Genomic DNA, 14,755 nt, shown 5'->3' with positions numbered 1-14,755 from the left:
GTCAACGGCCTCGTCCTCCGATGTGACGCGCAGCTTTAGTCCAGGTCCGCCACTGCTTCGCCCGCGCCACCCTCGATGCGATGAGAGAGCGAGGCTTCCATGAATTCGTCGAGGTCGCCATCGAGCACGCTCGACGGCGAGGTGCTTTCGACGCCCGTGCGCAGATCCTTCACGAGCTGATAGGGCTGCAGCACGTAGGAGCGGATCTGATGCCCCCAGCCGATGTCGCTCTTCGACGCCTCCGTGGCGTTGGCGACCGCCTCGCGCTTCTTCAACTCTTCCTCGTAGAGGCGCGAGCGTAGCATTTCCCAGGCCTTGGCGCGGTTCTTGTGCTGCGAGCGCTCGGCCTGGCAGGCGACCGCTATGCCGGTCGCCAGATGGGTAATACGCACCGCCGAGTCGGTGGTGTTGACGTGCTGGCCGCCTGAACCTGAGGAACGATAGGTGTCGATGCGCACATCGGATTCGGAAACATTGATCTCGATCGAGTCATCGATGACCGGATAGACCCAGACGCTGGCGAAGGAGGTGTGGCGCCGCGCGTTGCTGTCGTAGGGGGAGATGCGCACCAGGCGGTGGACGCCGGACTCGGTCTTCAGCCAGCCATAGGCATTGTGGCCCTTGATCAGCACGGTGGCCGACTTGATGCCCGCCTCTTCGCCGTCATGGACTTCCAGCACCTCGACCTTGAAACGGCGGCGCTCGGCCCAGCGCGTATACATGCGCAGGAGCATCGAGGCCCAGTCCTGGCTCTCGGTGCCGCCGGCGCCGGCATGGATTTCCAGATAGGTGTCGTTCGCGTCGGCCTCGCCGGAGAGCAGCGTCTCGACCTGACGGGCCTTCGCCTCGCCCTGCATCGAGCGCAGCGCCGCCTCCGCCTCGGCGATGATGCTATCGTCGCCCTCTTCCTCGCCAAGCTCGATCAGGCCGATATTGTCTTCCAGCGCCTGGGTCAGTCCCTTGACGGCGGCGATGCCGTCCTCGAGCTCCTGGCGCTCGCGCATCAGCTTCTGCGCTTCGATCGGATCGTTCCAGAGGCTGGAATCCTCGGCGCGCGAATTCAGGTACTCAAGCCGCTTTACAGCCTGATCCCAGTCAAAGATGCCTCCTCAGCAGGGTTATCGCCTGCCTGATCTCGTCGACAATGTTTTCCGTTTCCGCGCGCATGGCTTTCGTTCGGTCCTGTTCTTTTCGGTCTTTTTGGAATAGGCGCGATACATAGGCACGGCATCGCCGCCTGTAAAGCGAAATGGGCCGGCGGTTTCTCGCCGGCCCATTCTAAAATGCAGAGGTCAGTAGAGACCGCCGCCGCCGTCCTGGATGGCCTGGTTGGCCTGAGGCGACAGCGCTCCGCCCGAGCCGTTCGAGCCGTCGGCGCCCATGCCGATCACCCAGTAGCTATCGGCCGGGCCGGTGCCGGGCTTGAACGCCTCGACGATGGTGTTGGGGTCGCCTTCGGCGGCGCGCATGCCGGTCTTGCGGTTGATGGCGATCAGCTTCATGCCGTCCGGAACCTGGAAATCGGTGTTCGGCTTGCCGTCGAGCGCGACGCGCATGAAGTCCTTGAAGATCGGCGCCGCTAGACCGCCGCCGGTGGCGCCATGGCCAAGGCCGCGCGGCGTGTCGTAGCCCATGTAAAGGCCGACGACGAGGTTGGGCGTGTAGCCGATGAACCAGGCGTCCTTCTCGTCATTGGTCGTGCCGGTCTTGCCGGCGATATGGCGGCCGAGCTCGCCAATGGTGGCGCCGGTGCCGCGCTGGACCACGCCTTCCATCATCGAGGTGATCTGGTAGGCGGTCATCGGGTCGAGCACCTGCTCGGAATTGTCGACCAGCTCGGGCTCGGGCTGGTTCTTCCATTCGGTGGCGTTGCAGCCCTCGCAGCCGCGCTCGTCCTGCTTGAACACCGTCTTGCCGTAACGGTCCTGAATACGGTCGATGAGCGAGGGTTTGATCGATTTGCCGCCATTGGCCATGATCGAATAGGCCGACACCATGCGCATGACGGTCGTCTCGCCCGAGCCCAACGCCATCGGCAGATAGGGCGCCAGATGATCGTAGACGCCGAAGCGCTCGGCATATTCCACGACCAGCTTCATGCCCATGTCGTTGGCGAGCCGCACCGTCATCAGGTTGCGCGACTTCTCGATGCCGGAGCGCAAGGTGGCCGGGCCCGCGACCGTGCCGTCATAGTTCTTCGGCGTCCAGGTGGTGTTGCCGCTCTGGATGGTGATGGGGCCGTCCATGATCACCGAGGCGGGCGTGTAGCCGTTGTCGAGCGCAGCCGAATAGACGATCGGCTTGAACGAGGAGCCGGGCTGGCGCATCGCCTGGGTCGCTCGGTTGAATTCGGACTGCGCGTAAGAGAAACCGCCTACCATGGCGAGCACGCGGCCGGTGTGCGGATCCATGGCGACGAGGCCACCCTCGACCTCCGGCACCTGGCGCAGCATATAGGTGTTGTCGGAGCCCTCGTTCTTCTGCACGAAGATCACGTCGCCGGGTTCCAGCACCTCTGCCGGAGACTTCGCCCTGACGGACTTGCCTTTGACGAAGTGGCGCATGGCGAAGCCCATGTCTTCCTTGCTGACGGTGCCCTGGACACGTTCCTTGACCAGATCGCCGGAAACCTGCCGCGCCGGCTGAAGGCCGATGGTGAGGCCGCTCGCCGAACTATCGAGCACGACGGCCAGCGTCCATTCCGGCACGTCCTCCAGACCCTTCACATTGCCGAGCGGCACGCCCCAGTCGCCGGAGATGTCGATATGCGTCACCGGACCGCGATAGCCGCGCAGCATGTCGTATTTGAGCAGGCCGTTCTGCATCGACTTGCGCGCGATGAGCTGGATCTTCGGATCGAGCGTGGTGCGCACCGACAGGCCGCCCTCGTAAAGCGCGTTCTCGCCGTAGCGCGCGATGATCTGGCGGCGAACCTCCTCGGTGAAGTACTCGCCGGCGAACAGATAGGAGCCGTTGCGGCGCGGCGTCACGCCGAGCGGTTCGGCCTTGGCCTTGTCGCCCTCCTCGCGGGTGACGTAGCCGTTCTCCACCATCTGATCGATGACCCAGTTGCGGCGCTCCAGCGCGCGATCGGCGTGCTTGAAGGGGTGATAGTTGTTCGGGCCCTTCGGCAACGAGGCGAGATAGGCGGCTTCCGCGACCGTCAGTTCGTTGACCGACTTGTCGAAATAGGTGAGCGCAGCACCCGCGACGCCGTAGGCGCCGAAACCGAAGAAGATTTCGTTGAGATAGAGCTCGAGGATGCGGTCCTTCGAATAGGCCTGCTCGATGCGGAAGGCCAGGATCATCTCCTTGATCTTACGCTCATAGGTCTGGTCGGAGGTGAGCAGGAAGTTTTTCGCCACCTGCTGCGTGATCGTCGAGGCGCCGACCTGCCGCCTGCCGGAGCCGAGATTCTGCAGGTTGACGATGATGGCGCGCCCCAGGCCGGTGATGTCGATGCCGGGATGGTTGTAGAAGTTCTTATCCTCGGCCGACATGAAGGCGGCCTTGACGCGGTCCGGGATGGCCTGGATCGGCAGATAGAGACGCCGTTCGCGCGCATATTCGGCCATCAGCGAACCGTCGGAAGCGTGAATGCGCGTCGTCACCGGCGGTTCGTATTTGGCCAGAACCTCGTAGTCGGGCAGGTCCTTCGTCAGATGGCTGATATAGACGGCAAGGGCGGCCGCCACCAGCAGCGCCAGCGTCGTGCCGATGCCGAAGAAATAGCCGATGAGACGAATCATGCCCGCTCCAGTCCGAGATTCGGGAATTTCCTAAACGAAGCCGACAGTCGCGCAAGCTTCCCGGGGCGGTCCCAATCCGCAATCAAAAACCCATGTCGCGACCATGTGGACAAAATACGGCAGCGCGAAATTTGAGGACTCGGTTGCCAAATAATAACGCCGGGTGTTGTCCTCGTGCAACGCCGCTTGTGGTTGCAGGCGCCCCGGCGGTTGTGGGCAGGGTGCGGCCGGGCTCAGCCGCCCGTCGCGGTTCCGGCCTTGGCGGCGGCAAACAGGGCGACAGCGTTTGTTATGCTTTGCGCCGCCTTGCCGCGCCAGTCGGCGCTGAGCAGTTGCGCCTCGTCCTTGACGTTGGACAGGTAGCCAAGCTCAACCAGAACCGACGGCACGTCCGGGGCCTTGAGCACCCTGAAGCCTGCCGAACGCTGCGGATTGTTGATCAAGCCGACGCTGGTCGACAGCTGACCGACCAGCGTATGGGCGAAGCTCATCGAGAAACTATGGGTTTCACGGCGGATCAGATCGATCAGGATGTCCGTGACTTCCTTGTTGTCGTCCTCGATCTTCATCCCGGCAAACTGGTCGGAGAGGTTCTCGCGATCGGCGAGCGCCTGGGCCTCCGGATCGGAAGCCTTGTCCGACAGCGTGTAGACCGTGGCGCCGCGAAGCCCTTTGACGGCGATCGTATCGGCATGAATGGAGATCAGAAGGTCGGCCTCATGCTGGCGCGCGATGCGCACGCGTTCGTCCAGCGCCAGGTACACGTCATTGTCGCGCGTCATATAGACATCGTATTTGCCGACCGCGGCCAGCTTGTCGCGCAGTTCCTTGGCAAAGGCGAGCGTAACGTCCTTCTCGACCGTCCCGGCGGAGCTTTCAGCCCCGCCATCGACGCCGCCATGACCAGGGTCGATAACCACCGTGAAGCGATGGCCGGGCGCCGAGATCGGTCCGGTGCCGACCCGCTCGCCCTTTCCGGCGGAAACGGTCGAACCGGTCGTCAGCGCCTGGTTGGCAAGTGCTTCGTCGAACTCCCGTTCGGAAGCGGCCGACATGTCGATGGCGATGCGATAGCCGCTGCCGTCGTCATTCTTGAGCACGTCGAGCTTGTCGACGGCGAAAGGTCCCTTGCCAGTGAGGATCAGGCGCGAACCGTGCCCCTGATCGCCGTAGCGGACGGCCCGCACGAGGCCTCGCGGCTTCACATCCTTGGCGTCGAGAGCGAATCGCGTGCGCGGCAGGTCGACGACCAGGCGATAGGGGCCGCGCAGCAGGAACCATTTGATGTCCGGTTCGCGGTCGAAGTTCAAGACGATGCGCATCTTTGCGGCGTCGCCGGCCATCTTGTAGCCGGTTGCGCCAAGCAGGGTATCGGCGTGCGCGGCCGCGAAACAGGACAGGATGGTCACCAGCAAGGCGAGCCAAGCCAGGCGCAGGACATGCCCGGCGGCCCTACCCCTCTTGTCCGCGGTGCCCGCCGATCCCATCTCTTATCCGCCGCTCCCGGTTTGACGCCTTGCGTCCGGTCTTCCTGCAGAGTGCCCGTCAGGCCACCAATTCGATTAACGATTGGTATTCAGAGAAGGTTAACCAAGCCTTTCATGGAGCGCGACGAAAGGCACCTTCCCCTGCGGAAGCGCTTTTTGCCGGCATCCGAAATCGGGGTTGCCTTCCATCCCGCCAAATCATAAAAGCGACGTTGGATCACTGCAATCCTGGAACCGCTCGCCTCAGCGGTTTCCTGCCAAAGGCCGGATGCAAAGGCGGCTCCGTTATCCTTCCAGGCTCAGGTGGTCGCGACGATTTTCGCAAGCGTGCTCCCGTGGCGGGGGAATCGCTTGCGTGAGGAAAACGGCCGGGGTTGCCCGCGCCGGCTCTTCGTGAGCAACAAGCTGGTCCGGCTCAGCCCGGGCTTTGGTTCAAAAGGTTCTGCTGGGTGCCGATGGCTTCAAGCGCAATCATGGAAAGGTCCGCATCAAACCGCGCCATAGTGGCTGCGGGCGGCACCGCCATCGCGCTGAAGCGGCGGCTAGCGGACATTCAATTATCCGGCATGCACACAGATACAGGCGCACAGCGGCGGGCGTTGCCACGCCAGCTGCGGCCGTCGGCTGCCGGCAGGAAACAAGATAATGCCCAACAAGATGCTGATAGACGCCTCCCACCCGGAGGAAACACGCGTTGTCGTCGTTCGCGGTAACCGCATCGAAGAATTTGACTTTGAATCCCAGGACAAGAAGCAGCTCAAAGGAAACATCTACCTCGCCCGCGTAACGCGCGTCGAACCTTCCCTCCAGGCAGCCTTTGTCGAGTATGGCGGCAACCGTCACGGTTTCCTCGCCTTCAGTGAAATCCATCCCGATTATTACCAGATCCCGGTCGCCGACCGTCAGGCTCTGCTGCGCGCCGAAGCGCAGGAAGCCGAGGACGAGGACGACGAGGAGGCCGAGAGCGGCGAAGAGCAGCAGGCGCGCGATCGCGGCGGCCGGCGCAACCGGCGTCGCGGCGGCAAGAACCGCGACCGCGGCGAGCACAAGCACGATGCCGAAGTCGCCGCTTCCCCTGAAAGCGGGGAAAGCCCGGCTGAGGGCATAGCGGCCGAGGAAACCGCTGCCGAGGCGGTGAATAACGAAGATGCCGGCGGCGAGACCGGCGATGCCCGGGCGGAAAATGCCGAGATGGTCTCCGAGGCCGCCGAGGCCGTGCCGGAAACGCCTGAAGGGCCTGCCGCTGAGACTGGCGGCGACGCCGTAGCGGCCGAAGATGCCGACGACGAGGACGGGAAACCGTCCGAAGGCGGGCCCACATCGATCGCCGCGAGCGTCGACGCCGACGTGATTTCCGAAGCCGTCCCGCAGACGGATCAGTCCGAGCAGAGCGGCGAAGCCGCCGCCAGCGACACTGATCGCGGCATGCTGGAGGATGTCTCGTCCTCGCATTCGGACGAGCACGAGGTCGAATCGGTCGGCGCCGAAGACGCGCTCGAGGAGATCCGCAACCGCCGCAAGCCGGTACGTCGCCAGTACAAGATCCAGGAAGTCATCAAGCGCCGGCAGATCCTTCTGGTGCAGGTGGTCAAGGAAGAGCGCGGCAACAAGGGCGCGGCTCTCACCACGTATCTCTCGCTTGCCGGCCGCTATTCGGTGCTGATGCCCAACACGGCGCGCGGCGGCGGCATCTCGCGCAAGATCACCAACGCGCAGGACCGCAAGCGCCTGAAGGAGGTCGTGGCCGACCTCGAAGTGCCGCAGGGCATGGGCGTCATCCTGCGCACCGCCGGCGAAAGCCGCACCAAGGCCGAGATCAAGCGCGATTACGAATATCTGATGCGGCTGTGGGAGAATGTCCGCAACCTCACGCTGCAATCCACCGCCCCTGCCCTGGTCTATGAGGAAGGCAGCCTGATCAAGCGCTCGGTGCGCGACCTCTACAACAAGGATATCGACGAGATCCTGGTCTCCGGCGAGGACGGCTATCGCGAGGCCAAGGACTTCATGCGCATGCTGATGCCGAGCCATGCCAAGGTGGTTCAGCCCTACCGCGACACGACCCCCATCTTCGTGCGCAACGGCATCGAGGCGCAGCTCGACCGCATGCTGCAGCCGCAGGTGACGCTGAAGAGCGGCGGCTACATCATCATCAACCAGACCGAGGCGCTGGTTTCGATCGACGTCAACTCCGGCCGCTCCACCAAGGAGCATTCGATCGAGGAGACCGCGCTCCATACCAATCTGGAAGCGGCCGAGGAAGTCGCACGCCAGTTGAGACTGCGCGACCTTGCCGGTCTCATCGTCATCGACTTCATCGACATGGAGGAGAACCGCAACAACCGCGCCGTCGAGAAGCGGCTGAAGGATCACCTCAAGAACGATCGCGCCCGCATCCAGGTCGGCCGCATCTCGCATTTCGGCCTGATGGAGATGTCGCGCCAGCGCATCCGCGCCAGCGTGCTGGAATCGACCATGAAGCCCTGCCCGCATTGCGGCGGTACCGGTCACGTGCGCTCCGATTCTTCCGTGGCGCTGATGGTGGTGCGGGCGATCGAGGAATTCCTGCTCAAGGATTCCCGCAGCCACATCATCGTGCGCACACCGGCCGCGACCGCGCTCTATGTGCTCAACCACAAGCGCGCCAATCTGGTGGAGCTTGAAGCCCGTTTCGGCCTGACCATCACGATCGAGGCCGACGAGACGCTCGGCACCCAGCATTACGCGATCTTCCGTGGCGCCATCGCCGAAAAGCCGGAAGGCTTTGTCGAAGTGCGCAGCCTGCCGGCCTATGTCGAGCCGGAAGAGCCCGAGGACGAGATCGTCGTCGAGGAGGAGGAAGAAGAGGTTACGGTCCAGGCCGAACAGCCGCGCCACCCGCAGCAGCAGGGCCAGCACCAGCAGCGCTCCGAGGATGGCGAAGGCCGCAGACGCCGCAAGCGCCGGCGGCGGCGCGGCGGCAGGGATCGCGACCGTGAGCACAATGCGGATGTCGCAGCCGCGCCGGCCCAAACCGGGGAAGCAACCGGTGACGCCACGGATGCGGCCGAAGAAGCAGCTCAGGAGGTGACCGCCGGCGGCGAGGCCGTGGCAGCGACAACGGAGGAGGGCGCGGCCAAGAAGCGCCGGCGGGGCAAACGCGGCGGCAAGCGCAACCGCCGTGAAGACGAGGCTTCGGAGGCAATTGCCGGCGAGACTGCCGGCGACACCGAGGACGAAGCGGCGGAGGGTGAGGAAACCGCCGGCGAGCCGGTTGTTGCAGCCGCACCCGAGCAGCCTGCCGCTCCCGCCGCCGCCAATGAAGATGCCGAGACGGCCGAAAAGCCGAAGAAACCGCGCCGTTCACGAGCCAAAAAGGCGGCCGAGGAAACCGTCGCCGAGACGGTGTCGGAGCCTGTGGCGGAAGCCCAGGCCGCGCCAGTGACAGTCGAGCCCGAGCCGGAGCCGGAGCCGGCGGCTGCCGCACCCGCGGCGGCCGAGGCGGAGCCCGCCGCCAACGCGCATCCGACGCGGCGCAAGCCGCAGTCGATCGACGCGCCGGTTGTTCCCGTCGTGTCCTCGAACGTGTCCGACGAGGCCAAGGCCGAGGACAAGCCGAAGCGCGCCGGCTGGTGGCAGCGCAAGGGTTTTTTCTAAACCTTTCCGGTTGTTAGACCGATCTTTTAAAAAAATCCCGCGCCTGGCCTGGCGCGGGATTTTTCGTTTCGCCGACAACTCTTTCCGAGCAGGACGGAAAGCCGCTGCGCACTTCTCCTGGAATTGCTGTTTTGTTGACGAAACCCCGAACGGAAAACCGCTGCGCACTTTTCCTGGAATTGCTGTTTTTTTTGTTCACGCAATTTCGAACGGAAAACCGCTGCGCACTTTTCCTGGAATTGCTTTTAAGGCGCAAAAATCGACCAGTTCATCATTCGGGCGAGCTTCTCGAGCGCGATGGAGCCGAGCTTGGAGTTGCCGTTCTCGTTGAGGCCGGGCGACCACACCGCCAGCGAAGCAACCCCCGGCACGATGCCGAGAATGCCGCCGCCCACACCGCTTTTGCCGGGAATGCCGACGCGGAAGGCGAAATCGCCGGAACCGTCATAATGGCCGCAGGTCAGCATCAGCGCGCCGATGCGGCGGGCCCGCTCGGCCGACACGACAGAATGCCCTGTCGCCGGGTTCCTGCCGCCATTGGCCAGAAAGCGGCCGGCCATGGCGAGCTGGCGGCAGCTCATGGCGATCGCGCAATGGTGGAAATAGACACCCAGCGCCAGCTCCGGCTCATGATGGAGATTGCCGAAAGACTTCATGTAGTTGGCCAGAGCGAAGTTGCGGTAGCCGGTGGCCCGTTCGGATGCGGCCACTTCGCGGTCGACGATGATCGTCTCGTCGTCGGCGAGGAACTGGATGAAGCGCAGGATTTCGCCGATCGCCTCGCGCGGCTGATGGCCGGCGAGCAGGACGTCGGACACGACGATGGCGCCGGCATTGATGAACGGATTGCGCGGTATGCCGTTCTCGTGCTCGAGCTGGACGATCGAATTGAACGGATTGCCGGACGGCTCGCGGCCGACGCGATGCCAGAGCGCATCGCCCACCTTGCCAAGCGCCAGCGTGAGCGTGAAGACTTTCGAGACGCTCTGGATCGAAAAGGGCTGATCGGCATCGCCGGCAAGAAGGACCCGCCCGTCATTGGTCACCGCGGCGATGCCGAATTTCTTCGGATCCACCTTGCCGAGCTGCGGGATGTAGGTCGCCACCTCGCCGCGATCGGTGCGCTCCGCCATGTCGGCGGCAACTTCCGCCAGTGCCTGATCGAGTTCCGGCATGGCTTCTATTTCAGCCAGCGTTCGATGCGCGCCAGCGCCTCGACCATGTCGTCATGGCTGCCGGCATAGGAAAAGCGCATGGTGCGGTGGCCCTGCAGCGGGTCGAAATCGCGGCCGGGCGTCGCCGCGACATGCGCTTCGGCCAACATCTTGCGTGCAAAGGCCATGCTGTCATTGGTGTGGCGGGTGATATCGCAGAAAGCGTAGAAGGCGCCGTCCATTGGGGCGGCGAGCGCGAAGCCGAGTTCCGGCAGACGCTTCATCAGAAGGTCCCGGTTCCAGGCATAACGCGCCTTCACCTTTTCCAACTCCTCGGTCGCCTTGAAGGCCTCGATCGCCGCGATCTGCGACAGTTCCGGCGGCGAGATGTAGAGGCTCTGGGCGACACGCTCGATCGGCCGCACCAGTTCTTCCGGCAGCACCATCCAGCCGATGCGCCAGCCGGTCATGCAATAATATTTCGAGAAGGAGTTGATCACGGTGACGCCGGCGCCATGCGCCAGCGCGGTGCGATCGGGCGCCGTATAGGCCAGCCGGTGATAGATCTCGTCCGAGATCACGGCGATGCCGAGTTCCTCGGCCGTTCTGACCAGCGCAGCGAGCTCGTCCGCCGGAATCACCGCGCCGGTCGGATTGGCGGGGCTGGCGAACAGCACACCCCTCAGCGGCTTCTCGCGATGGGCGGCCTTCAGATGCTCGGCGTGCAGATAGGCGTCCGCGCCGAGTTCGATCTCGACGATTTCGATGCCGAGCGCGGCCATGATGTTGCGGTAGGCAGGATAGCCGGGCGCGGCGATGGCGACGCGGTCGCCCGGATCGAACATGGCCAGGAAGGCGAGGTTGAAGGCGGCCGACGAACCGGTCGTGACGGCAATGCGCGACGGCGCGACGTCGATCCCGTAATGCTCGCCATAATGCGCCGCGATCGCCTTGCGCAGGTCGGCAAGGCCCAAGGCGTCGGTGTAGCCGATGCGGCCGTGCCTGAGCGCCGCGGCCGCCGCCTCGCGGACGCCGACCGGCGCCGGATCCGACGGCTGGCCGACGGCCATCGACACGACGGGCACGCCGGTGGCTTTCAGCCGGTTGGCTTCGGCCAGGATGTCCATGGCGTGGAAGGGCTCGACTTCCCCCCGGCACGAAAGCGAAACGACCATTTTACCTCTTCCAACCTGCCTATTCCGGCGAATTCTGGATGCAAGGAGCGCAGACTTGCCTTTGAACTGCCCTAGTTACGGGACAGCGCCGCACAAATGCCCGATTGATGTGGGGATCACAAGCGCGCAGGAAGTTGCCGGTGCCGACTTTTCATCTTTCGCCCGCTCGTCTACCAGTGGACCTATGTTGAGCCGACCCCGACCATCGATTGGCGAATCGACCTCCCTCAGCCGAACCGCGCGCGGTTTCGCGACGCTTATGCTTGCCGCCGCCGTTGCCGTGTCGAGCTCGGTCAGCGCCTTGGCGCAAGGCGTGCCGGTGGTGCGGGACGCCGAAATCGAGGCGCTGGTGCGCGACTATGCCCGGCCGATCTTCAAGGCGGCGGGGCTCGCCAATGACGGCATCGACATCGTCCTCGTCAATGATTCGAGCTTCAACGCCTTCGTCACAGGACGGCGCCTGTTCATCAACACCGGCGCGCTGGTGACCGCCGAGACGCCGAACGAGATCATCGGCGTCATCGCGCACGAGGCCGGCCATATCGCCGGCGGGCACCAGCAGAAACTGCGCGACCAACTCGACCGGGCCAAGACCATGGCCATCATCGCCACGCTGCTCGGCGCCGGCGCCATGGTTGCCGGGGCCACCACCAACAGCCGCGGCCTTGCCGGCGCCGGCATGGGCGTCGCGGCCGGCGGCGGTGAGATGGCGCAGCGCTCGATCCTTGCCTATCAGCGCACCGAAGAGATCACCGCCGACCGCTCGGCGATCACCTATCTCAACGCCACCGGCCAGTCCGGCACGGGCATGCTTAAGACCTTCGGCCGCTTCCAGAGTGCGCTGTCGCTGGCCGGCACCCAGGTCGACCCCTATCGGATCAGCCATCCGATGCCGCAGGAGCGCATCGCCAACCTCGAAGTGCTCGTCAAGCAAAGTCCGTTCGTCAGCGTTGTCGACCCGCCGGCGCTGCAGCAGCGGCACGACATGATGCGCATCAAGATCGCCGCCTATATGCAGGGCCAGGCGGCCGTCGCGCGGCTGATGCGCAAGAACCCGACCAGCCTCGCCTCGCGCTACGGCGATGCGCAGCAGACTTATCTCTACGGCAATCCGGGCGCGGCGCTGACCAAGACGGCGGCGCTGATCAAGGAACAGCCGAAGAACCCGTATTTCCAGGAGTTGCGCGGCGACATCCTGATGAAGATCAACAAGCCGAAGGATGCGGCGGACGCCTATGCCAAGGCGGTCAGCCTCGATCCCGCACGCTCCGGCTTGCTGTTGATCTCCCTCGGACAGGCGCTGATGGCGGTCGGCACACCCGATTCGCTCAAGAAGGCCGTCACCCAGCTCAACAACGGCGTCGGGCGCGACAGAGAGAATTCCGATGCTTATCGCTTTCTGGCGCAAGCCTATGGCGAACTCGGCGACGTTCCGGCCGCAGATCTCGCCACCGCCGAGGGCCATTACTACTCGGGCGACTACAAGAACGCGAAGATCTTCGCCATGCGCGCTCAACAGAAATTGAAGCACGGCGAACCCCGCTGGGTCCGCGCTCAGGATATTATAAACTACACGCCATCGAACAAACTCAAATGAACCTCCGGGGCGCTGGCCGCGACCAAGGCGCACCAGGATAGGCAAAAGGATCGACGATCATGAACAAGGCAATCCTGCTTGGCAGTGCTGGCGGTCTGACGGTAGCGCTCGGCATGCTGGCCTTCGGCTTCGTCGCGGGGAACCCCCAGACCGCGAAGGCCGACACCGCGCAAGTGGCGCAGGTCACGTCCTCCATCGATAGCAAGGGCTCCGCCGACACCAAGATCGATCGGAAGGAGGTCGAGGGCATCATTCGCGACTATCTCTTGAAGAACCCGGAGGTTCTGCTCGAGGTGCAGGACGCGCTCGAGGCCAAGCAGAAGGAAGAGCAGCGGCTCGCGGCACTCGGCGTCATCAAGGATGCCAAGGACGAGATCTTCAACTCCACCTTCGACGGCGTCGTCGGCAATCCGAAGGGCAAGGTCACGATCGTCGAGTTCTACGACTACAATTGCGGCTTCTGCAAACGCGCCATCGAGGACATGCAGGCGCTGACCAAGTCCGATCCGGACCTGCGTTTCGTACTCAAGGAATTCCCGATCCTCAGCCCGGATTCGCAGAAGGCCAGCGTCGTTTCCATGGCGTTCCACCTGATGCATCCGGAGAAATACGGCGAATTCCACACCGCGCTGCTGGGTGGCCAAGGCCGCGCCACCGAAGCGACCGCCATCAAGGTGGCGCTTTCGCTCGGCGCTGACGAGGCTGCGCTGCGTGAAAAGATGAAGGATCCGCGCATCGCCGAAACGCTGTCGCGCACCTATGACCTTGCGACGAAACTGTCGATCACCGGCACGCCGTCCTACGTGGTCGGCAACGAGGTGATCTTCGGAGCGCTCGGCCAGCAGGTTCTGGCGGAAAAGATCGAACAGGCCAAGAGCGCGCTGTAAGCGCTTGCGGATGTAAAACCGGCCGCTGTGGACAGCGCAAGAACGCACTTGCGCTCTTTTCGCGGGCGGCTATGCCCATTATAGAGGCCAGTGCGCCGGCTCGGGGCCGGCGTAGAACAAGGTCGCCATATTGAAAACGATTTTCGTCCTCAACGGTCCCAATCTCAATGCGCTCGGCAAGCGCGAGCCGGGAATTTATGGCGGCAAAACGCTTGCAGCCATCGCCGAGGATTGCAAGGCGGCGGGCGCCGCGCTCGGACTCGAGATCGATTTTCGCCAGTCCAACCATGAGGGCGATCTGGTCGACTGGATCCAGGAAGCCGGCGACAAGGCTTCCGGAATCGTCATCAATCCCGGCGCCTACAGCCACACCTCGATCGCCATCCACGACGCCATCCGCTCTATCGCGCCGCTGCCCGTCGCGGAAGTCCACCTTTCCAACATCCACGCGCGGGAGCCCTTCCGCCACGTCTCCATGGTCGCGCCGGTCGCTGTCGGCATGATCTGCGGGTTCGGGCCGCTCGGCTACACGCTCGCGCTGCAGGCACTGGCGGCACGCCTGTGACCGACCCCCAAACAGAAGGCCCGAAAATGTCGATAAAAAAGAACGGTGTTGACCAGCAGCTGATCCGCGACCTGGCGGGCATTCTGAACGACACCAATCTGACCGAGATCGAGGTCGAGCTCGGCGATCTGAAGGTGCGCGTGTCGCGCCAGTCGCAGGCCGTCCACGCGGTTGCAGCGCCACTGCCCGCGGTCGCTGCGGCTCCGGCGCCTGCACCGGCTCAGCCTGCCGCGGCCGCCGCCGCGGCGCCCGCCGATCCGTCGAAGAACGCCGTGCCCTCGCCGATGGTCGGCACGGCCTATCTGGCGCCCTCGCCCGACGCCAAGCCGTTCGTCGAGATCGGCCAGAAGGTGAAGGAAGGCCAGACCCTGCTCATCATCGAAGCGATGAAGACGATGAACCAGATCCCCTCGCCGCGCGCCGGCACGGTGACCGCGATCCTCATCGAGGACGCTCAGCCGGTCGAGTATGGAATGCCGCTGGTGGTCCTCGAGTAGAGTCGGGA

General features: G+C 64.1%; 11 protein-coding genes. 5 read left to right on the top strand and 6 right to left on the bottom strand.

Annotated features, from left to right (window positions below):
- Positions 1 to 35: 35 nt before the first annotated feature.
- The 4 genes from prfB to ACVMIM_RS20170 all read right to left on the bottom strand — a co-directional run bounded on the left by prfB (position 36) and on the right by ACVMIM_RS20170 (position 5,789).
- Positions 36 to 1,167 (bottom strand): peptide chain release factor 2 gene (prfB, locus tag ACVMIM_RS20185; RefSeq protein WP_476114135.1). Its coding sequence is split into 2 segments (ribosomal slippage): positions 36 to 1,100 and positions 1,102 to 1,167, totalling 1,131 coding nucleotides; the frame shifts between segments, so codons are not numbered across the junction.
- Positions 1,168 to 1,292: 125 nt separating this feature from the next.
- Positions 1,293 to 3,749 carry a penicillin-binding protein 1A gene (locus tag ACVMIM_RS20180; protein WP_476114134.1) on the bottom strand — a complete coding sequence of 819 codons (2,457 nt, stop codon included), beginning with the start codon at positions 3,747 to 3,749 and terminating at the stop codon, positions 1,293 to 1,295.
- A 233-nt stretch (positions 3,750 to 3,982) separates the two neighbouring features.
- Positions 3,983 to 5,236 carry an N-acetylmuramoyl-L-alanine amidase gene (locus ACVMIM_RS20175; RefSeq protein ID WP_278050827.1) on the bottom strand — a complete coding sequence of 418 codons (1,254 nt, stop codon included), beginning with the start codon at positions 5,234 to 5,236 and terminating at the stop codon, positions 3,983 to 3,985.
- Between the two features lie 415 nt (positions 5,237 to 5,651).
- Positions 5,652 to 5,789, bottom strand: a complete 138-nt coding sequence (locus tag ACVMIM_RS20170; protein ID WP_476114132.1) for a hypothetical protein — start codon at positions 5,787 to 5,789, stop codon at positions 5,652 to 5,654.
- A 92-nt stretch (positions 5,790 to 5,881) separates the two neighbouring features.
- On the opposite strand from ACVMIM_RS20170, the gene ACVMIM_RS20165 reads away from it, so the two are divergent.
- The gene (locus ACVMIM_RS20165) at positions 5,882 to 8,872 is read left to right on the top strand and encodes an Rne/Rng family ribonuclease (RefSeq protein WP_476114131.1); all 2,991 of its coding nucleotides are present in this window, start codon (positions 5,882 to 5,884) and stop codon (positions 8,870 to 8,872) included.
- Positions 8,873 to 9,117: 245 nt separating this feature from the next.
- Here the strand turns inward: ACVMIM_RS20165 and ACVMIM_RS20160 are convergent, their stop codons facing one another.
- Together ACVMIM_RS20160 and ACVMIM_RS20155 are read right to left on the bottom strand one after the other, a co-directional pair.
- Positions 9,118 to 10,047 carry a glutaminase gene (locus tag ACVMIM_RS20160; RefSeq protein WP_476114130.1) on the bottom strand — a complete coding sequence of 310 codons (930 nt, stop codon included), beginning with the start codon at positions 10,045 to 10,047 and terminating at the stop codon, positions 9,118 to 9,120.
- 5 nt (positions 10,048 to 10,052) lie between these two features.
- Positions 10,053 to 11,201 (bottom strand): pyridoxal phosphate-dependent aminotransferase, encoded by a 1,149-nt coding sequence (locus ACVMIM_RS20155; protein WP_476114128.1) that lies wholly within the window; start codon positions 11,199 to 11,201, stop codon positions 10,053 to 10,055.
- A gap of 184 nt (positions 11,202 to 11,385) precedes the next feature.
- Here ACVMIM_RS20155 and ACVMIM_RS20150 point away from each other — a divergent pair, with 184 nt between their 5' ends.
- From ACVMIM_RS20150 to accB, 4 genes are all read left to right on the top strand, one after another.
- Positions 11,386 to 12,798, top strand: coding sequence for a M48 family metalloprotease (locus ACVMIM_RS20150; RefSeq protein WP_476114127.1), 1,413 nt, complete (start codon positions 11,386 to 11,388; stop codon positions 12,796 to 12,798).
- 59 nt (positions 12,799 to 12,857) lie between these two features.
- Positions 12,858 to 13,685 carry a DsbA family protein gene (locus ACVMIM_RS20145; RefSeq protein WP_476114126.1) on the top strand — a complete coding sequence of 276 codons (828 nt, stop codon included), beginning with the start codon at positions 12,858 to 12,860 and terminating at the stop codon, positions 13,683 to 13,685.
- Positions 13,686 to 13,815: 130 nt separating this feature from the next.
- Positions 13,816 to 14,250 (top strand): type II 3-dehydroquinate dehydratase, encoded by a 435-nt coding sequence (aroQ, locus tag ACVMIM_RS20140; RefSeq protein WP_278050819.1) that lies wholly within the window; start codon positions 13,816 to 13,818, stop codon positions 14,248 to 14,250.
- Between the two features lie 26 nt (positions 14,251 to 14,276).
- Positions 14,277 to 14,747 (top strand): acetyl-CoA carboxylase biotin carboxyl carrier protein, encoded by a 471-nt coding sequence (accB, locus tag ACVMIM_RS20135; RefSeq protein WP_278050818.1) that lies wholly within the window; start codon positions 14,277 to 14,279, stop codon positions 14,745 to 14,747.
- The last annotated feature ends 8 nt before the right edge of the window (positions 14,748 to 14,755 follow it).

The sequence above is a fragment of the Mesorhizobium sp. USDA 4413 genome, assembly GCF_056280365.1.
Note: the sequence above shows the minus strand (reverse complement) of the source record. Positions and strands in the feature narration are given on the sequence as shown.

Bases quoted from the DNA above. Each gene is read 5' to 3' on its own strand.
- ACVMIM_RS20165 (WP_476114131.1), top strand. From the start codon at position 5,882: ATGCCCAACAAGATGCTGATAGACGCCTCCCACCCGGAGGAAACACGC.
- ACVMIM_RS20150 (WP_476114127.1), top strand. From the start codon at position 11,386: ATGTTGAGCCGACCCCGACCATCGATTGGCGAATCGACCTCCCTCAGC.
- ACVMIM_RS20180 (WP_476114134.1), bottom strand. From the start codon at position 3,749: ATGATTCGTCTCATCGGCTATTTCTTCGGCATCGGCACGACGCTGGCG.
- ACVMIM_RS20175 (WP_278050827.1), bottom strand. From the start codon at position 5,236: ATGGGATCGGCGGGCACCGCGGACAAGAGGGGTAGGGCCGCCGGGCAT.
- ACVMIM_RS20170 (WP_476114132.1), bottom strand. From the start codon at position 5,789: ATGTCCGCTAGCCGCCGCTTCAGCGCGATGGCGGTGCCGCCCGCAGCC.
- ACVMIM_RS20145 (WP_476114126.1), top strand. From the start codon at position 12,858: ATGAACAAGGCAATCCTGCTTGGCAGTGCTGGCGGTCTGACGGTAGCG.
- ACVMIM_RS20160 (WP_476114130.1), bottom strand. From the start codon at position 10,047: ATGCCGGAACTCGATCAGGCACTGGCGGAAGTTGCCGCCGACATGGCG.
- ACVMIM_RS20155 (WP_476114128.1), bottom strand. From the start codon at position 11,201: ATGGTCGTTTCGCTTTCGTGCCGGGGGGAAGTCGAGCCCTTCCACGCC.
- accB (WP_278050818.1), top strand. From the start codon at position 14,277: ATGTCGATAAAAAAGAACGGTGTTGACCAGCAGCTGATCCGCGACCTG.